Annotated in this window: 16 protein-coding genes, 1 pseudogene and 1 riboswitch; of the genes and pseudogenes, 10 read left to right on the top strand and 7 right to left on the bottom strand. The window is 56.5% G+C overall.

Annotation, left to right across the window (positions count from 1 at the left end):
* Positions 1 to 809: 809 nt before the first annotated feature.
* From Q1A34_RS12420 to Q1A34_RS12395, 6 genes are all read right to left on the bottom strand, one after another.
* Positions 810 to 1,805 carry an MBL fold metallo-hydrolase gene (locus Q1A34_RS12420; protein WP_300034341.1) on the bottom strand — a complete coding sequence of 332 codons (996 nt, stop codon included), beginning with the start codon at positions 1,803 to 1,805 and terminating at the stop codon, positions 810 to 812.
* A 119-nt stretch (positions 1,806 to 1,924) separates the two neighbouring features.
* Entirely contained in the window at positions 1,925 to 2,884 is a 960-nt protein-coding gene (locus Q1A34_RS12415) for a LuxR C-terminal-related transcriptional regulator (RefSeq protein WP_300034338.1), read from the bottom strand.
* A gap of 211 nt (positions 2,885 to 3,095) precedes the next feature.
* Entirely contained in the window at positions 3,096 to 3,368 is a 273-nt protein-coding gene (locus Q1A34_RS12410; RefSeq protein ID WP_300034334.1) for a hypothetical protein, read from the bottom strand.
* A 4-nt stretch (positions 3,369 to 3,372) separates the two neighbouring features.
* Positions 3,373 to 4,638, bottom strand: coding sequence for an MFS transporter (locus Q1A34_RS12405; RefSeq protein WP_366942833.1), 1,266 nt, complete (start codon positions 4,636 to 4,638; stop codon positions 3,373 to 3,375).
* A gap of 51 nt (positions 4,639 to 4,689) precedes the next feature.
* The gene (locus tag Q1A34_RS12400) at positions 4,690 to 5,541 is read right to left on the bottom strand and encodes a zinc transporter ZntB (protein WP_366942862.1); all 852 of its coding nucleotides are present in this window, start codon (positions 5,539 to 5,541) and stop codon (positions 4,690 to 4,692) included.
* Positions 5,542 to 5,991: 450 nt separating this feature from the next.
* Positions 5,992 to 7,836, bottom strand: a complete 1,845-nt coding sequence (locus tag Q1A34_RS12395) for a sigma 54-interacting transcriptional regulator (RefSeq protein ID WP_300034327.1) — start codon at positions 7,834 to 7,836, stop codon at positions 5,992 to 5,994.
* Positions 7,837 to 8,025: 189 nt separating this feature from the next.
* Between Q1A34_RS12395 and Q1A34_RS12390 the strand changes: the two genes are divergently transcribed.
* From Q1A34_RS12390 to cynS, 5 genes and pseudogenes are all read left to right on the top strand, one after another.
* Complete coding sequence (locus Q1A34_RS12390) at positions 8,026 to 9,414, top strand: CmpA/NrtA family ABC transporter substrate-binding protein (RefSeq protein WP_300034324.1); 1,389 nt, start codon at positions 8,026 to 8,028, stop codon at positions 9,412 to 9,414.
* A 41-nt stretch (positions 9,415 to 9,455) separates the two neighbouring features.
* The gene (gene ntrB / locus Q1A34_RS12385) at positions 9,456 to 10,247 is read left to right on the top strand and encodes a nitrate ABC transporter permease (protein WP_300034321.1); all 792 of its coding nucleotides are present in this window, start codon (positions 9,456 to 9,458) and stop codon (positions 10,245 to 10,247) included.
* A 100-nt stretch (positions 10,248 to 10,347) separates the two neighbouring features.
* A pseudogene (locus Q1A34_RS12380) lies at positions 10,348 to 11,160 on the top strand (ABC transporter ATP-binding protein); the annotation flags it as partial.
* A gap of 4 nt (positions 11,161 to 11,164) precedes the next feature.
* Positions 11,165 to 11,644, top strand: a complete 480-nt coding sequence (locus Q1A34_RS12375; RefSeq protein WP_300034318.1) for a nuclear transport factor 2 family protein — start codon at positions 11,165 to 11,167, stop codon at positions 11,642 to 11,644.
* Position 11,645: 1 nt separating this feature from the next.
* Positions 11,646 to 12,116, top strand: a complete 471-nt coding sequence (gene cynS / locus Q1A34_RS12370) for a cyanase (protein WP_300034315.1) — start codon at positions 11,646 to 11,648, stop codon at positions 12,114 to 12,116.
* A 410-nt stretch (positions 12,117 to 12,526) separates the two neighbouring features.
* Here the strand turns inward: cynS and Q1A34_RS12365 are convergent, their stop codons facing one another.
* Positions 12,527 to 12,856 (bottom strand): hypothetical protein, encoded by a 330-nt coding sequence (locus tag Q1A34_RS12365; protein WP_300034312.1) that lies wholly within the window; start codon positions 12,854 to 12,856, stop codon positions 12,527 to 12,529.
* 660 nt (positions 12,857 to 13,516) lie between these two features.
* A riboswitch (guanidine-I (ykkC/yxkD leader) is annotated at positions 13,517 to 13,626 on the top strand.
* A gap of 71 nt (positions 13,627 to 13,697) precedes the next feature.
* Here Q1A34_RS12365 and Q1A34_RS12360 point away from each other — a divergent pair.
* From Q1A34_RS12360 to Q1A34_RS12340, 5 genes are read left to right on the top strand one after another with little or no spacing between them, the layout of a single operon-like run.
* The gene (locus Q1A34_RS12360; RefSeq protein ID WP_300034309.1) at positions 13,698 to 14,768 is read left to right on the top strand and encodes a putative urea ABC transporter substrate-binding protein; all 1,071 of its coding nucleotides are present in this window, start codon (positions 13,698 to 13,700) and stop codon (positions 14,766 to 14,768) included.
* A gap of 15 nt (positions 14,769 to 14,783) precedes the next feature.
* Positions 14,784 to 15,602, top strand: coding sequence for an ABC transporter permease (locus tag Q1A34_RS12355; RefSeq protein ID WP_300034305.1), 819 nt, complete (start codon positions 14,784 to 14,786; stop codon positions 15,600 to 15,602).
* Positions 15,599 to 16,429 (top strand): ABC transporter ATP-binding protein, encoded by an 831-nt coding sequence (locus Q1A34_RS12350; protein WP_300034302.1) that lies wholly within the window; start codon positions 15,599 to 15,601, stop codon positions 16,427 to 16,429. The genes Q1A34_RS12355 and Q1A34_RS12350 overlap by 4 nt, the downstream gene beginning before the upstream one ends.
* Before the next feature lies 1 nt (position 16,430).
* On the top strand, positions 16,431 to 17,246 hold the full coding sequence (locus Q1A34_RS12345) for an urea amidolyase associated protein UAAP1 (RefSeq protein ID WP_300034299.1): 816 nt from the start codon (positions 16,431 to 16,433) through the stop codon (positions 17,244 to 17,246).
* Positions 17,247 to 17,249: 3 nt separating this feature from the next.
* On the top strand, positions 17,250 to 17,846 hold the full coding sequence (locus tag Q1A34_RS12340) for an urea amidolyase associated protein UAAP2 (RefSeq protein WP_300034296.1): 597 nt from the start codon (positions 17,250 to 17,252) through the stop codon (positions 17,844 to 17,846).
* Positions 17,847 to 17,848 lie beyond the last annotated feature (2 nt).

Here is a 17,848-nt window from a genome sequence, read left to right as displayed (position 1 = left end):
GCCACCCTCTGTGCGCCCGATCGGAGGTTCGCCGCCGCCTTTTGCGCTCAAACCCGCGGGGAGGGAGAGGACGTGCCTTGGAACAGGTTGTAATGATCGGGAAGGTTACTCTTTAGCCGGTGTAACGTTCAAACTTATAATCCATGCGGGCCAAAACTCTTTTCGCTCAAAAGTCGCCAGCGATTGTAAGGGTTTCGTAAAAAAGATATTCCCCATGTCGCATCGCGCAGACGTAAGCCGTTGATTTCGAAAAAAAACCTCATAGCTTGTATGCCAGCAATACGAGGTTGGCAATGAAGCCTTAGGCTACAGGGCGCGAAACCCGCCATCCGCACATCTTTCCGCCAAAAAAACTCAGACACGGTCGTTGCTCGTTTTTCAGCCCTCACACATGCCATTGATCGAAACTCAATGGGTCCCGACCCTGGCGCCCGATCCGGGAGCCTCAGCTTCTGATGTCCCAAATCGGAGCGAACTGCACAAAACTGACCCTCCGGCTGGCGTCACGACGCTGCGGTTGCGCTGGTATCGCAGACTTGTACCCGGTGGACGGATTCGGGCTGTCGATAAAACGCCAGGGCGGGGCGAAGTTTGAATTCGTTTCTGTCAGACGCATTGTGGCCTTGTGCAATTCGGTCCCCGCCGCAGGGGCACGGGGAGCAACAAATTGCCGGTCGCGCCACGCGTCAGAGCCTTAGTTGTCTGCATATCACTGTCCATCCGCGACGATGTACGCCAATCGCGGCGATAGTTCCGGTTCGATGTCGGGCGAGGCGTTACGTTCCTCCTCGCCCGCACTGGCAACAGGCCTAGCTGGTATGGGCATGGTTCCCGAAATAAAGGAATTCGCGGTCCATACCGGCGACTTCTCCGGCTTCAAGCGACAGGCTTGCGCTGTCCAGCATTCTGAAGCTTTGTTGCGACTGGACCCAATCGTCCGCGTGCTGAAGCGTTGTCAGCGTGTAGCTGGTCGTTTCACTCAGATAGTGAGTTGGAATGATGACTTTGGGTTTCAGCTTTGCGACGATATCGTTGCCTTGCTGGTAATCCAGAATGTGCTGCGATCCGTCGACCGGCAGTGTCAGCACATCCACCTGTCCGATCGCATCCCAGAATTCCTGTGGGGGGTTGTGCCGGTTGTCACCCCAGATCAGGGTACGTATGCCACCTGTCTCGACTAGGTATACCACCATATCCATGTGGCTGACGTTGTCCGGCGGGCAGGCTTTTACGCCAAATTCGTTCAGCGCGTCCGTCCAGCTGTACCAGCCGGGCGCGCGGCAGACATGTTTGTCGGCAAACCCGGTGATCTTGATGTCAGCAAACTCGAAATTCCCGACCATACGGTCCAGCACCATCGTCGACACCGGACGGTGAATGGCGTCATGATCAAAATGTGTATGCGTCGAAAGGCAGGTATCCACGGGCGTTTCCGGGAACTCATTTTTGAACCAGAGCCCCCAGGCACCCGACGGGTCATCTCGCCACGGGTCGAACATGAGCGTGGCACCACCTGGTGATGTGATCTTGATTGCGCAGTGGCCGTAAAAGTCGATCCCCACAGCGCCCGACGTGGCCGTTCCAGTAGTTTTCTGCAACTCAATCACACCGTTGTTGTTGCCAGGTTGCGTCCAGTCGGTCGACTGGGCCTGAGCGGATGTGCCGCTCAGCAGGCTGGTGGCCCCGCCAACACCCGCGGCACCCGCCGCCATAAAGAAAGAGCGGCGTGAAATGCCATTGGCCAGTTCGTCCGTTTCACCATTAACAAGCGTAGGTTTCAGTTCGAGATCATCTCTGTCCATCATTGTCATCCCTGTTGTTCCATTTTCTGAATTTGGCTTCAGATGGCATGATGATAGCAACGAAGGATTGCTGACCCTGTATTAGAATACTGCCAGTAAAACATGGGGAACTCCCCCATGTTTCAGTGGAGAGACAACAACAGGCTGCGCAGATTTTTTCCGCTGTGTCTGAGGTCCAGCTTGGACCGAATGTTGTTGCGGTGAAATTCGACCGTGCTGCGCCCCCGCGACAGGGTGCGTGCGATTTCCTTTGTAGACTGCCCGCGCATGATCATCTGCGCAATCTCACGTTCGACCGGTGTCAGTTTTTCCATCACTGTCAACAGCTTGCCGCTCGCATTTGCAGTGATCGACCTCAGCTGATCCTCGACCATATCCAGATAGGCACATCCGTTTTGATCGCCTTTCAGCCGGACGCGCAGCTTGGCCAGATGCGGCATCACCAGCCCTTTGATCTGGCGCAGGAGCGTAAGGTCATATTCCTCGCGCGCCTTCTCGACACTGCCGAGCAGCACCCGAAGTGCAGTGTTTGCTTCTTCCAGATCTGCCGTCCGGTCCATGACCCGGGTTTCAAGCTCGTCCAGAGTGGTCTTTAACTCAGCTTCCAGTTCGATCCGCCTGTTTATCTCTGTGAACAGTTCCAGATCGGCCTCGATCACCCGGGCAAATTCCTGCAACCCTTCGCGAAACAATGTCGCACGCCTGTTGCGCCGTGAATCGAGCATGCAGATCGTACCGAAGACCGCCCCGTCAGGCCATTTCAGAGGGTAACCGACATAGAAGGTCATACCGTGTTCCATATCGTCATTGTCTGACCAGGCCGGATCACGGGTCGCGTCCTCGACGAACAGTTCCCCGTCATTTTGCAGAACCCCATAACAATAGAGTTTTTCATTCAGCGTGAACTGACAGCCAACCTGATAGGGGTTGTTTTCGCTTTGGCTGGTGACAAAAACCGAATGGTAAGGCGCGTCGGTGCGCATCACCAGACTGGCCGGTACATCGGCGACCCGCGCAATCAGGTCAACGATACGCTGCCATTTCTCTATCGTTTTCTGGGGAATCTGCGGTTTCAATTGCACCCTTCTGACCGGCAATGCTGAGCTTTGGCAACTGTATGGGTGAAAAGCGTCGGCGGGCAAGCGCTCCTCAGGCAAAGCAGTCCGTCATTGCAAAAATAACGCCCGATTGCATACCAGTCATTCGAGCGAAGCGCAGCATTTGGCCTTTACGTTTTCTGCCGCTGTTCGGGTAAACTGATCAGAACACCCACAGCGATGCTTTGCCCGGGATTTAGAAGCGGATAGTTTCCGCAAGTCCATTCATTTGCCAGGCAACTGCCGTGATACCCAGGGTGCTGGGAATGTTGAGAGTGTCACTATCCAGTACGTTACGCATGGCGATATCTGTGGAACCGGTCAGAGTGGCCTGAAGGTTTGTGACACGTTCGTCGAAGTCTGCGAGAGCCGGGTCTGTGTTTATCAGCGAGATACCAACAGGTCCGGCTGCTGACACCGCACTGCCGAGCAGCAACCACGCCGGAAAACCCGTTGGTTCAAAAAGCACTTGCTTATTCTGTGTGGTCTGTCCTGGGCGCAGGGGAAGCTGGTGCGTCATCCGGTGGCTGGTCGGCATCCAGCTCGGCCTGATCTGCTGCAAGAGCTGCCGTTTCCGGGGTAGATGCGCGTGCCAAAGGCTGGGCCTGGAAGGTGCCTTTGTTTTCTGTCGTGACGGCGGGCGCTGTTCTCAGACGCAGGATCGCAAAGAGGATAAGCAGAATATGAGCCGTGCCTGTGATCGCAAACAGGCTCGCGGCCCCGAAAGATGTCATCGCAAAACCGGCAACCGTTGGCCCGACGATTGAGCCAACACCGAACACCAGAAGCAATCCGCCACTGACCTGGATGAAGGTACCCGGTTCAGCATGATCATTGGCGTGGGCTACAATGACCGGGTACATCGCAAAAACTGTTGCGCCAAAAAGTGCGGAGAACCCCAGAACCAGAAGCGGTTGTGTCACCCCGGTAAACAGAAACAATGAATCCGCAATCAGCGCGAAAACAGTGATGCCAACCAGCACTTTGCGGCGGTCAAAATTATCCGACGCGATCCCGACAGGGATTTGAGACAGTGCACCGGCAAGGATGGGGATGCTGGCAAAGAGGGCGATGTCGTTCAGGGTCAGCCCGATCCTGGCAGCATATACCGCTGCAAGCGTTCCAAAGGCGGCGTTTGAAATGCCAACCATCAGTACGGCAAAGAACGCGATCGGCGAGTTTCGCCATAACCCGGGCAGGTTGAGCGAGACCTGTGTCAGCGGGCGCGGCGTCGTTGTCGCGCTGATGGCGGTTGGCAACAGTGCAAGACAGTAGACCATAGCCGCCAGCACAAAAAAGAAGTACCCGTTTGCATCGCCAAGCGTCAGCACCATCTGACCCGCGGTCGTCGCGGCGAGGTTCACCATTGTGTAGATGCCAAAGACCCGCCCGCGCGACGATGCGTCAGCGCGTTCATTCAGCCAGCTTTCCACGATCATCGCCGCCCCGGCAAAGCAGAACCCGGACAGGGCACGGACGGGTATCCAAACCCATGGCGTGATCAGCACCAGAGACAACAGCACGGCGATGGCCGCTATGGCACACATTGCCCCGAAAGCCCGGATATGACCTACCCGGGCCACCAGTGCGGGCGTGCACAAACACCCCGCCACATAGCCAATAGCCCAACCGGTTCCCAGCAAACCCAGCGAAGCGGCGGTAAAGCCTTCTGCCTCGCCCCGCACAGGCAGGATCAGGGCGTTTACGCCCCCGGCGAACAACAAAAATGCGGACCCCATCAAAAGGGCCATCAAAGGAAGCAGGCTTTTTACCATGAACAGTTGTACCCCTCAGAGCCATTTCGAGAATTTGAATATCACAAAAAGCGCCAACCCGCCGAGGATCGAAACCCCTGTCAGCATCCAGAAAGCCAGTGGTGCGGACGTGCCCGGCATCCCGGCGACGTTGACGCCGAAAAGCCCGGTCAGAAATCCAAGTGGCAGGAAGATCGCGGCGACAACAGAGAGAACATAGCTGTTGCGGCTCAGTGCGTGGGCGCGGTCTGCTTCGATGTGATCCTGCAGGGCTGACAGTCTGTCGCGCGTTGCGTCCAGTTCTTCCACAATGCGTCGTGTCCGGTTTGCGGTTTCCCGCAGCAGTGCGATTTCGTCCGGGGCAATGATCCAGTTTTCCAGGCCTGCCAGGGTGGCAATTGCCTCGCGTTGCGGATTGATAAAACGCCGCATCTTGATGACGGCCTGCCGGAGACGGCTCAGTTTTCCGACAGGCAGAGGACGATTTTCAGCAACCGCTTCTTCGAGTTCATCCGTTTGCTCTTCGAGGCCCAGTGAAACGGTTTCGATCCGGTTTGTTAAGCCGTGGGTCAGTTCCGCCAGAAATCTGCCAACAGAAACGGGCGCGGTTCCAGCCTGAGCTGATTGTCGGATGGCATCTATTGCCCAGACCTTTCGTATCCGGGCCGAAACGATGGCGCTTTCCGTCACCCACATACGCAGGGAAACCATATCTTCAGGATCGGATTCCGGGTTCAGATTGACCCCGCGCAGGTTCAGGATCAGCCCGTTTTCCAATCGCTCACACCGGGGGCGTGTCTCACTTTGCCATAGCGCACGCGCGGCTATGTCAGGCAGATGGTTTTTCGTCCAGGACCTGACGGCTTCATCCTGTAAATCCAGGTGAATCCAGCGATAACCCGCGGCCGGTATCAGAGCGGGTTGCGCACTTTCAACGGCTGTCGCTTTTCCGGTATCAATGTCGAACGCAGCAATGGGTCTGATCGTCTTGCCCTCCCTTTCACAAACGTACGGTCAAAACCCGCGTTTCTCCAAACACTTATACAGAGACTGGCGGCAGGGCAAAATCGCCGGCGCGGGTCATACAACTGATCCGCTTTTGAAACTGACACAAGAAGTTGAGTGCGACGCTATGCAATTGTTGGCTGCGACACTGTATCCGCACATTGACGGTTTCGTCGCGCGACGCGCAGGGCCCTTGAAAAAGCAGCGCACAGATTGCCGCACCGCCCGCCGAACGCGGCATTCAAAAAGGTTCGCGTATCCCAACCGCAAAACCCGGGTCCGAACAGAGCCGACCTGAAAGCGCGTCCGGATCGTGACGGCTGAGGCTATCCGCTATTTGAATTGCGCCGGATCAATGCAGAATGACCTGATCCTGGAATACGCAGTTGTCGGCGCGATGCCGAGCATAGCAGCAGCGCCATGGGCTCCCGAGACCTTGCCCTTTGCGCGGGCCAGAGCGTTTTCGAGGTTTTTTCGCTCCAGCGCGCGCAACTCGTCATTAGTCAGAACGACATCTGATCCCGCCGCGGGCGATGAGCCAGAGAGATGAAAGTCGAATTCGAGCCGCCCGCCCTGCGCCAGAATGGCAGCGCGTTCTATGACGTTTTCAAGCTCACGCACATTGCCGGGCCAGCCGTACTGGTTGAGGACGTCAATGTTGGCCCGCGTCAGCCGGGTTTTCGGCAACCGCAACCTGCGGGTCGTCCGGTCAAGAAAGTGTTTGGCCAGATAAGGAATGTCCGCCGGGCGTTCGCTCAGGGGCTCGCAGCGGATCGAAAACAGGTTGAGCATAAAATACAGGTCCTGCCGGAACCGGCCTGCTCTGACCTCTGCAGACAGGTCACGGGACGTGGTCGCAACGACATTCAGTGACACGGTCGTATCTTCTCCGGAACCCAATCGCTGAAACCGACCGCTTTGCAGGACATCATGCAGCCTGGCCTGAATATCCCGGGGCAAATCGGTAATTTCATCGAGGTGCAATGTGCTGTTATTCGCCATGATCAGTTTGCCGGTCTTGTCCCGGCTTGCGCCCGCAAAGGCGCCGCGCCGGTACCCGAACAGCTCAGCCTCAAATGCCTGCGAATTAATTTCGCTGCAGTTGATGCGCACCAGCGGGCGGCGGTGGCGGCTGCTGGCCTCGTGAATGGCGGAGACCGTCATGCTCTTTCCGGACCCGGGTGGGCCGGACACCAGAACATGCGCGTTGCTCTGTGCGGCCAGACCGATCTGAATATTCAGCGACCTGATGGCCGGCGAGACGCCGACGATCCCTGTCTGCGAGCGCGCGGAGCGGATTTCAGTAAGCAGGTATTCGTTTTCCTGCTCCAGCTTTTCTTTCAGCTCTTTCACCTCATCGAGAGCCTCACGCAGTTTGCGCTCGTTTTCGCGCCGCTCGGTGACATCCCGAAATATCACGACCGCACCGGCAAGAACGTTGTGATCATAGATCGGCGTCGACACATATTCGACGAGGATCGGTTTGCCGTCCTTGCGCCAGAAGACGTCATCGTCCACACGCATGGTTTCGTCCTTTCGAAACGACGCGTAGATCGGGCATTTATGGGCCGGGAAATGCTCGCCGTTGAGATGCTTGTGGTGAATGATCGGGTGCAGTTCGCGCCCTATCAGATCATCTGCCGACCACCCCAGCATCTCCTGGGCGGCTCGGTTGACGAATGTCGCCTGTCCCTGCGCATTGATACCGTAAATTCCTTCGCCAGCGGCCTCCAGGATCAGGTGGTTCTGCGCCTCAACCTCGCGAAAGAAGCCATAGATGTTCTGCCATTGCGTCAGGCCGCCTTTGTGATGCATCTCCTGCTCTGTCTCGCGGGTGCGCTTGTCCACATCCTCCAGATCAAGAAAGCTGAGCAGAACCTGATGGTCGGGCAGCTGCGCGCCATAGGTTTGCAGCCTTGGCGGAGCGTCTTTGCGTCCATGAAAGTGCAGGGCGCGGCTGATGTAGCAGCCGTAATGCGACACAGCGTCCAGATATACGGCCATTTCGCCAGCGTCAGAAATCAGCAGATCCGAAAACCTGATGTCACCCGCTGATAAATTGAAAAGCTTCCGGGCAGCTGTATTCGCATCCAAAATCCGATTTGCGCGCGGATCCACAACCATTGCCGCCAACGGTTGAAAGTCCAAAACGGCCTGCGGTCGGGAATCATCGAGCATGCGGTCACTATGGCCCGACTTTGCTGGCACGGTTTTGCCGAGATTTCGTAATTTACGATTTTTCGTAAACTCTGCTCAAAAAGTAATCATAAAAATCAATTAATTGCGATTTTTCGGGCAGGTTTCTGACCCGCTGTTCGCGGTCTCTCCTGCATGAAAAGATTTGGTTAACACCGACAGGAGACGAACATGAACATCAAAAGCCTTGGAAATCCTTACTCTGAAAAAACCGATCTGCGGCATGGTGCCGATTGCGGATGCCAGGGCTGCGTGAGCGGCCACGGGCACGAAAAAGACCATGTGGAACCACACCACATGTCGTCTGAGCAGATGATGGAGCGCGCCGTTGAAAGTGCGATTGTGCGGTCGGTCTTTGGACAGAATGACATCGGGCGCCGGTCGTTCATGGGTATGATTGGTGGTGCCACCGCGGCGGCGGCCCTCGCTTCTGTCTTTCCGATCAGGGAAGCGACGGCTGCAATTCTTGATGATCTTGGACCACCAGAAAAAACTGACCTGAACATCGGCTTTGTTCCGATCACCTGCGCCACGCCGATCATCATGGCGCAGCCTTTAGGGTTCTATGAACGCTACGGACTCAATGCGCAGGTCATCAAGACCGCAGGCTGGGCTGTGGCGAGGGATAAATCCCTCTCCGGTGAATATGACGCAAGCCACATGCTGACTCCAATGCCGCTCGCCATGACGCTGGGTGCCGGTTCCGTGGCGGAGCCATACATCATGCCTGCTGTCGAAAACATTAACGGGCAGGCGATCGTTCTGTCCAACGAGCATCTCGACAAGCGCGACCCAAAACAGTGGAAAGGTTTCACCTTTGGGGTGCCGTTCGAGTATTCGATGCACAATTTCCTGCTGCGGTATTACGTGGCGGAGTTTGGTCTCGACCCTGATGTGGATATCCAGATCCGCGTGGTGCCGCCGCCGGAAATGGTTGCGAACCTGCGTGCGGGCAACCTCGACGGTTACCTGTCACCAGATCCGTTTAACCAGCGCGCGATCTATGAAGGCATCGGCTTTATCCACATCCTGACCAAGGAAATCTGGGAAGGCCACCCGTGCTGTGCCTTTGCCGCACCTTTGTCCTTCGCCCAGGAACTGCCCAATACCTACGGCGCGCTGCTGAAGTCGATCATTGACGCCACGCAATATGCGTCGAACGCAGACAATCGCGTGGAGATTGCCGAGGCAATCTCACCCACCAACTATCTCAACCAGCCGGTGACCGTGGTTCAGCAGGTGCTGACCGGCACCTACGCCGACGGTCTGGGCGAGGTGAAACGCGTCCCCGACCGGATCGACTTTGACCCCTTCCCCTGGCACTCGATGGGCGTGTGGATCCTGACCCAGATGAAACGCTGGGGCTATATCGAGGGCGATGTAGATTACAAAACTGTCGCCGAGCAGGTCTATCTGGCTGCAGACGCCAAAAAGGTCATGCAAGACCTGGGCTATGACGCACCGGATGTCACCTACAAGTCGCACACTATCATGGGCAAAACATTCGATCCGGCGCAGCCAGAGGCCTATGTGGACAGTTTTGCGATCAAGGCCAACTGATGCGCGCCCTGTCGGAAAACAAAAAGGCAGCGCTGTTATCAGTGCTGCTTTTGGTCGTCGGCTGTCTGATCTGGGAAATGTCGATCCCCGCACAGAAAGCCGTCGGAGAACTGACAGAATACGAATTGCTGACCGGTGGTGGCCAGCCCAAGGCCGGCGTGCCGCCCCCCAGCCAGGTGCTGGGTAAAGCGTGGGAGCAATTGTCCAACCCGTTCTATGATGCGGGGCCAAACGACAAGGGCATCGGTATTCAGATCGGCTATTCCATTTACCGCGTCCTGACGGGGTATTTTCTGGCCGCACTGATCGCAATCCCGCTGGGGTTCCTGATCGGGATGTCCTCGGTCGCTTACAAGGCACTGAACCCCTTCATCCAGGTGTTGCGCCCGATCTCGCCATTGGCATGGATGCCGCTTGCTCTGTTCGTCATTCAGGACAGTGAGGCCAGTGCAATCTTTGTCATCTTCATTTGCTCCATATGGCCGATGCTCATCAATACCGCCTTTGGCGTCGCGGGCGTGCGGGAGGACTGGGTGAATGTCGCCCGGACCCATGAGCTGGGCCCTCTGAAAACCGCGTTTACTGTGATCCTGCCTGCCGCCGCACCCACGATTGTGACAGGTATGCGTATCTCAATCGGCATCGCCTGGCTGGTGATTGTCGCGGCAGAGATGCTCGTGGGTGGTACGGGCATCGGCTATTACGTCTGGAACGAGTGGAACAATCTAGATCTGACGTCCGTCATCTTTTCCATCCTCATGATTGGTGTTGTGGGCATGCTGCTGGACTCCATGTTCGGTCTGCTGCAGCGCGCAGTCGCCTACACCGAATAGGAACGATCAAATGGCAAAGCCTTTTCTGAGCATTGAGCAACTCACCCAGCGATACCCGGACGGGTAGGGGAACGAATTCACCGTCTTTAAGGATGCCAGCTTTGGCATCGAAAAAGGCGAATTCGTTTGCATCCTTGGCCATTCTGGCTGCGGCAAATCCACCATCATGAACATTCTGGCGGGTCTTTCAGAGCCCACCAGTGGCGTTGTAAAAATGGACGGCTTCGAAGTGTCGGGGCCCAGTCTGGACCGGGGTGTGGTGTTCCAGAACTATTCGCTGCTGCCGTGGCTCAGCGCGCTCAGGAACGTGACTTTTGGCGTTGCAGCCCGGTTTCCACAATGGGGCAAGGCGCGGGTGATCGAGCATTCGACCGCCTTTCTGGCCAAGGTCGGTCTGACCGGTGACGCCATTCACCGCAAGCCCAGCCAGTTATCGGGCGGCATGCGCCAGCGTGTGTCCATTGCGCGCGCCTTTGCCAATGAGCCCAAGCTGCTGCTGCTTGATGAACCTTTTGGTGCGTTGGACGCGCTGACGCGCGGAACGATCCAGGAAGAACTGATCAAGGTCTGGAGCGATACTGACCAGACCGTTTTTATGATCACCCATGACATCGACGAGGCCATCCTGCTGGCGGACCGTATTCTGCTGATGACAAATGGCCCGATGGCGCAGGTGGCCGAGAATGTCGAGATCACAATCCCCCGCCCGCGCGTGCGCAACGACATCGTCGAACATCCGAATTATTACGCCATTCGAAACCATCTGGTACATTTTCTTGCGCAACGCTCGGCGGAACTGTCCGGTAAAGCGGATGGCCCCAACAGCCCGGAAACCGTGCGTATTGATCTGACCGGTGAGGCCGGAACCGACGACCCCGAGCCTGCGCCGCTGTTGCGCGCTGTAGAGGTTTGATTTCGTGACCGAGCAGACACCGCGCCCGCCAGTGCCGCCTTTTTCGCACGACATGGCGATCAGAAAAGTGCGCATGGCAGAGGACGCCTGGAACAGCCGTGATCCGGCCCGGGTGGCCTTGGCCTACACACCCGACACCAGATGGCGCAACCGGTCGGAGTTCCTGAGCGGACGTGCCGAGATAGAAGCCTTTCTGACGCGCAAATGGTCCACCGAAAACGGATATCGCCTGATCAAGGAAATCTGGTGCCATGGCGACGACAGGATTGCGGTGCGTTTTTGCTACGAATGGCACGACGGGAACGGGCAGTGGTTCAGGTCGCACGGCAACGAGAACTGGGAATTCGACGCCCCTGGTTACATGGCTGTGCGCCACGCCTCGATCAACGACGTGCCGATCGCACCTGAAGATCGCCTGTTTCACTGGCCCGAAGGCACGGCCCGGCCACAAGATCACCCCGGACTGACAGAGTTAGGACTGTAAAATGAAGGATACAATCACAATGACAGAAACGATGACCAAAGAAGACGTCACAGCAATGATCCTGTCGGCCAAAAAACAGGCTGGCCTGACGTGGGAGGAAATTGCTGAGAAAATCGACATGTCACCGATCTGGACCCATTCCGCCGCCATGGGCATGAATGCCTTTCCGCCGGAAAAAGCGAAGCTGATGGTGTCGGTGATGGGCCTGCCACAGGGAGCGGAAAGTGTTCTGGCCGAAAGCCCTACAAAGATTTGGGAACAGGCGGTGCCGACCGATCCCTGCATATACCGCTTTTACGAGATCGTTGGGGTATATGGACCTACGCTCAAGGCGATCATCCAGGAAAAGTTTGGTGACGGCATCATGTCAGCCATCGATTTCGACATGTCCGTCACGCGGGTCGAAAACCCAAAGGGCGACCGTGTAAAGGTCGAGATGTCAGGCAAGTTCCTCGGCTACAACAGCTGGTAAAGTTGGCAAATCAATGCCGTGTTCAATGGACGCGGCATTGTGATTCAGGACTGCGGTTTGATACATTTCAAAGATCGATCCGGCATGAGCAAACACAGTGGCGCTGCAGCTCTACTGGTATGCGATTTTTCCAAACGGTGAGGTATGCTTTTCCTCGCTGGTCTGCACGTTACATTTGGTTTCGCTGCTTAAACGGACCTTCTGAGAAGACGTTCCTCGGGCAACGGAAACAACAACGCCACACCAACGGCCAACAGAATTAAGCAAGATATCACAGGTATGAGGACGCCTGGTGTTGGGGCCGTGATGAGGGATGTGATCTGGAGTGTGGCTTTCAGAACCGTTATCAGGCTGGCACCCCAGGTAAAGAAAGCAGGTTTTCGGATACGCCAACGTCTGAGTCCAGCCGATTATGTTGAAAAACCCCGGTTTTCGCGAAAACCGATAAAAAACTTTGCCGTGAAAGGCTTTGCCTGAAATTCGTCGATACAGGTCAGTTTAAGACCCACTTCGGCAATGTCAGAGGCTCTCACGGGTTCCATTGGGCACTTGGTTTGAACACGGCCGCGGAAATGACTGGTGGCATAAAAACACAGCAGTCGAATTTTTGAGTGTTTCAACACTGTCGGCCGAAATCCATTGTTTCCAACTGCCCGAACCATATCGGCAGGCAACGCCATGGGTTCACCGGGATTTTGCGGAAAGAGGATGCCCGTTCCGCCGCGCAGTGTTATCGCCACGCCGGCTGACCCAAGGATCAGAGCATTCGCGCGGGCTGTACTGAGACGTTGCTTTAACAGGAACACTCCTTAAACCGTGCTCCGGACCGGTGTCACTCAGAAGAGGACAAGCGTGCGCGCGCCTTCTGTTTTCAAAGACTTTCTGAGTATAAAGTCAGCCTGCTGCCTGCTCGCAATCTCGTGTTGCCACTAGCAAATCCAACGGCTTCGCCGCGCATCAGGCGGGCGCAGGGCAGAGGTGCGGTTTAATTATGGGCACGATAATTACGGCCATACTCGCAAAGCCTGCATCGAGCTCAGTTTCCGCAGGCGCCCGCAAGGGCAGCTGACACAAATCTAAAGGGGCTGCGGCAATAATTGTGACGACAGCTGGCATGCGGTTTGGCAATAGGTCCTGCACCTGATTTTTGTATGTTTGGCTGTGCTGAAGACCGTGCAACCGCGGGACAAAGGGAGCGGACTTAGGGTGCAATGCGAAAATAGCCCACAAAGATGCGTGTCCACTTTCTGAGGCAAATTGGTGGCATCCGGTATTTTCCTGGCGGGCGATTTTTGGGCATCTCGCCAAAAGTCTGCGCATTTTTCTTTCACGCAGGTCAAATTCGTACGTTGGCCATGCCTGCGCTTGCCTCTCGGGACGTTCTGGAAAAGCTTTAAGAAGAGTTTATTGGCTAGGGTTCCGGCGTGGCAACACGCGTTTGGTCCGAGAGCCAAAACTGGAAGGAGAGAAATGCTTTCCAGTCACACGGCGGGACAAAAGCCCGGGAGACCTCGCACTGCCAAGGGATTGGTCGCGAAGTCTTGCAGACCTTCCCTTTTTGAAAACTGAAAGGGAAGTTCAATGACTATCACACGCAGACTGACAATCACCGCGCTTGCAACGCTTGGCGCGCTTAGTTTTGGACCCGCAGTATGGGCGCAGGAAAAGACAGATTTCAAAGTAGCCTGGTCGATTTATGTGGGGTGGATGCCCTGGGGGTATGCTTCTGACACGGGGATTGTCGACAAATGGGCAGATAAGTACGGCATTTCTATCGCGGTGACGCAGTTCAATGATTACGTGGAATCGATCAACCAATACACGGCGGGCGGTTATGACGCGGTTACGCTCACCAACATGGATGGCTTGTCTATCCCGTCCGCCGGAGGTGTAGATACAACGGCTGTGATCGTTGGGGATTTCTCTGATGGAAATGACGCTGTGTTCATTAAGGGCGAAGGGGTATTGGCCGATATCGCCGGACGTGACGTTAATCTCGTGGAGTTCTCGGTCTCGCACTACCTGCTTGCGCGCGCACTGGACAGCGCGGGGCTTTCTGAGCGGGACGTGAAGGTGATCAACACAGCTGATCCCGACATGGTCGGGGCGTTCCAGACCCCCGATGTGATCGCAATGGTCACGTGGAACCCCATGGTGTCCGAAATCGCTGCCCTGCCGGATGCGGTAAAGGTCTTCGATAGCTCGCAGATCTCGGGCGAGATCATTGATCTGATGGTCGCTAATACGGATGTTCTGGCGGACAATCCCAAGTTTGGGCAAGCGTTGGCCGGGATCTGGTACGAAACCGTTGCCTTGATGACCTCGGATACCCAAGAGGGCGCGGCGGCCCGTGCTGCGATGGGTGCGGCCTCTGGCACGGACCAGGCCGGGTTTGAGGCGCAGATGGCTGCAACCAGGCTCTTTCCAGACCCAGCGGAGGCGGTTGCCTTTACCAGTTCTTCCGAGCTTGGCGCGACGATGGATCTGGTGCGCGCCTTTCTGTTCGATAAAGGCTTGTTGACGCCCGGTGCAACATCCCAGGACGCAATCGGGATCGAATTGCCCGATGGCACGATCCTGGGCGATACGGCCAATGTGAAGTTCCGCTTTGACAACACATATATGCAGATGGCGGCCGACGGCGCACTGTAAACGGAAAGCCAACCGATGCGCCTGATCAACCAGCAGCTGTCGCCGCCTGTGGCGACGGCGTTGAAGTTCGCACCTTTCGTGTTGCTGATCCTCGTCTATCTGCTGGGATCGGCAGCTCGACTGGCCGAAAATCCGAACGACAAGCTGTTGCCGGCGCTCAGCAGTATTGCGGCTGCGGTTGATCTGATGGCCTTTACCCCCGATCGGCGGACGGGTGACTATCTGCTTTGGTCGGACACGTGGTCCAGCCTGAAACGATTGAGCGCGGGGTTAGGGATTTCCACGGTCTTGGCGCTGATGATTGGCATCGGCGTTGGTACTTTGCCGTTCCTGCGTGCGCTCCTGGTACCTTTCGTGAATTTCATCTCGATGGTGCCACCGCTGGCGCTTCTGCCCATTCTGTTTATCTCATTGGGCCTGGGTGAGACCTCCAAGATTGCGCTGATCGTCATTGGTGTGGCACCCATCATGATCCGCGATCTGGCGCAGACGGTTCTGGCCTTGCCACGCGAACAGATCGTCAAGGCGGAAACTTTGTCAGCCTCAAGCTGGCTGATCGCCGTGCGAATTGTGTTGCCACAAGTTATGCCACGGCTGCTCAGCAGTCTGCGTCTGCAACTTGGGCCCGCATTTCTGTTTCTGATCGCTGCAGAGGCAATCTCAGCCGACAGTGGGTTGGGATACCGGATCTTTCTGGTGCGGCGTTATCTGTCGATGGACGTGATTTTTCCCTATGTCGCGTGGATCACCTTTCTGGCGGCCAGTGCGGATTTTGCCATCGACCGGCTGCGCCGACGGCTGTTCCCCTGGTCCGAATTGGAGGGCGGCAGATGACGGCACTGATGCTCAAGAACGTCTGGAAGGAGTACGGCGATCAGATTGTGCTGGAAAATCTCAGCTTTGATGTAGCCCCCCGGTCGTTCGTGGCGTTGGTCGGGCCGTCGGGCTGTGGAAAATCGACCCTGTTGCGACTGTTGTTGGGGCAGGAAGAAGTGACACGGGGGACGATATTGCTGGACGGCGTTGCCTTGCCACAAGAGCCGGGACCGGACCGCGGCGTTGTGTATCAGAAATACTCGGTGTTTCCGCATCTGACTGTTCTGGGGAATGTGATGCTGGGTCCTGAACTGCAATCGGAACGCATTTGGGGGCGCTTGTTTGGCGCGGCGCGGCGTGACCTCCGAGAGGCCTCGCACCAGATGATTGCCGAAGTTGGGTTGGCTGGATCCGAAGACAAATACCCAGCACAACTGTCTGGCGGAATGCAGCAACGCCTTGCCCTGGCGCAGGCGCTTATGATGAAGCCGCGTGTGCTTTTGCTGGATGAACCCTTTGGCGCGCTGGACCCTGGCATTCGGACAGATATTCACCACTTGATGAAACGGCTTTGGAACGAATTGCCAATGACGGTTGTGATGGTAACCCATGATCTGCGCGAGGCATTTACACTTGGCACTCGTGTCGTTGCATTGGGCCGCACCCGGACTTTGCCAGAAGAGGCAGAGCGTTATGGTGCGTCTGTCACCAAAGACATCGAGATCTGGCCCCCCCGCAAGGCGGGCGGCCACACGATTTTCCAATCGGAATTCGCGATGGGTTGGGACGACCTGACCCTTCATGCAGCAACTGCGGGACGACCCGAAACCAAAACGGAGACCTGAGATGCATATCCACCGCACAGCGGAACAAATCGCCGCCGACAGGCAACGCTACGAAGAACACCAGCGCGTTGGATTGGAGTTTTCGCCCAAGACCCTGCCAACGCCCAGCCCGCGCCCCGGACCGGTGCCCGAGGAGGGGTCCGTAGCCATGTCGCGCAGCATCCCCGGCGGATGGTACACGACGTTGCGCCTTTCCAGGGGCGAGGTGCTGCGCCTTGAGCGGCAGGGCCCGGTATCAGCCGTATCACTGGCTGGATGGGCGGCTAAAGACACGACAGAACGGATGAACCTGCCTGACACGGTCAAACTGCAGTGGACGACTGAACTGAAGAAAGGCCGCGTCGTCTTTTCGGACATGGGCCGCGTAATGCTGTCGATTGTCGAAGACAGCGCTGGTGCCCATGATGCGCTGACGGGGGGGTCAACGCCTGCGACAGTGGCGCAATATGGGGATCCAAACCTGCGCAACACCCGGGACAATATGGTGCTGGCCGCCGCCAAGCTGGGGTTGGATCGTTGCGACCTGATGCCTTTGTTGAATCTGTTTGCGCCCGTCCGTGTGGATGCCGAGGGTCAGTTTGAATGGCGTGCCGGTATGATCGGTGAAGGGGACTGGGTCGCTTTGCGCGCCGAGATGGATTTGTTGATTGCGCTGTCCAATTGTCCACATCCGTTGGACCCACGCGCAGGTGAAGTGCCCGCGCCTTTGGAAGTTACCAAACTCAAATCCGTGCCTGTGCCGGAAGATGATCTTTGCCGGACTGCAACGGCAGAGGCCCAACGCGGCTTTGAAAACAACGCAAAGGCAGAGGGTTGACCCATGGAACAAAGTTTTGACATCCCCGCACAGAAACCCTGGTCCGGCATCGTAAAAAAGGGCCAGACGATACGCATCGAAGATACCTTTGGCCAACAGGCAATCGACACGATCTTTTACTGCGCTGATGACTATTCCGAACGGTATTCCAGCCAAGACACTCTACGGGCGCAGGGCAGCGCCTATATCACCACGGGCAGTAAGATCATGTCTTGCGAAGGACGCGTGATGCTGAGCGTGACGGCAGATACATCGGGACGCCATGATACTTCCGCGGGGTGTTGCTCCTGCGAAAGCAATACCGTGCGCTTTGGTCACGATACGCTCTATCAACACGCCTGCCGCGAGAATTTCATTCTTGAGCTCGGGCGTTATGGTATGACCAAACGCGACATTGTCGCCAACATCAACTTTTTCATGAATGTGCCCATCAGCGCCAATGGCGCGATGACTGTGGATGACGGCATATCTTCACCCGGTGACCATGTTGAGATGTTCGCGGAGATGGATGTGCTCTGCGTGATCTCCAACTGCCCACAGATCAACAACCCCTGCAACGGCTTCGATCCGACACCGATCCGTGTTGTGATCAAAGGATAAGG

Source organism: uncultured Roseobacter sp., from assembly GCF_947491795.1.
In the GTDB taxonomy this organism is placed as follows: Bacteria; Pseudomonadota; Alphaproteobacteria; order Rhodobacterales; family Rhodobacteraceae; genus Roseobacter.
The sequence above is the reverse complement of the archived record's forward strand: the minus strand, read 5'-3'. Positions and strand labels throughout refer to the sequence as shown.

Excerpts from the sequence above, each read along its gene's own strand:
- Q1A34_RS12340 (WP_300034296.1), top strand. The coding sequence starts at position 17,250 with ATGGAACAAAGTTTTGACATCCCCGCACAGAAACCCTGGTCCGGCATC.
- Q1A34_RS12395 (WP_300034327.1), bottom strand. The coding sequence starts at position 7,836 with ATGCTCGATGATTCCCGACCGCAGGCCGTTTTGGACTTTCAACCGTTG.
- Q1A34_RS12355 (WP_300034305.1), top strand. The coding sequence starts at position 14,784 with ATGCGCCTGATCAACCAGCAGCTGTCGCCGCCTGTGGCGACGGCGTTG.
- Q1A34_RS12345 (WP_300034299.1), top strand. The coding sequence starts at position 16,431 with ATGCATATCCACCGCACAGCGGAACAAATCGCCGCCGACAGGCAACGC.
- Q1A34_RS12405 (WP_366942833.1), bottom strand. The coding sequence starts at position 4,638 with ATGGGGTCCGCATTTTTGTTGTTCGCCGGGGGCGTAAACGCCCTGATC.
- Q1A34_RS12350 (WP_300034302.1), top strand. The coding sequence starts at position 15,599 with ATGACGGCACTGATGCTCAAGAACGTCTGGAAGGAGTACGGCGATCAG.
- Q1A34_RS12360 (WP_300034309.1), top strand. The coding sequence starts at position 13,698 with ATGACTATCACACGCAGACTGACAATCACCGCGCTTGCAACGCTTGGC.
- Q1A34_RS12390 (WP_300034324.1), top strand. The coding sequence starts at position 8,026 with ATGAACATCAAAAGCCTTGGAAATCCTTACTCTGAAAAAACCGATCTG.
- Q1A34_RS12420 (WP_300034341.1), bottom strand. The coding sequence starts at position 1,805 with ATGATGGACAGAGATGATCTCGAACTGAAACCTACGCTTGTTAATGGT.
- cynS (WP_300034315.1), top strand. The coding sequence starts at position 11,646 with ATGAAGGATACAATCACAATGACAGAAACGATGACCAAAGAAGACGTC.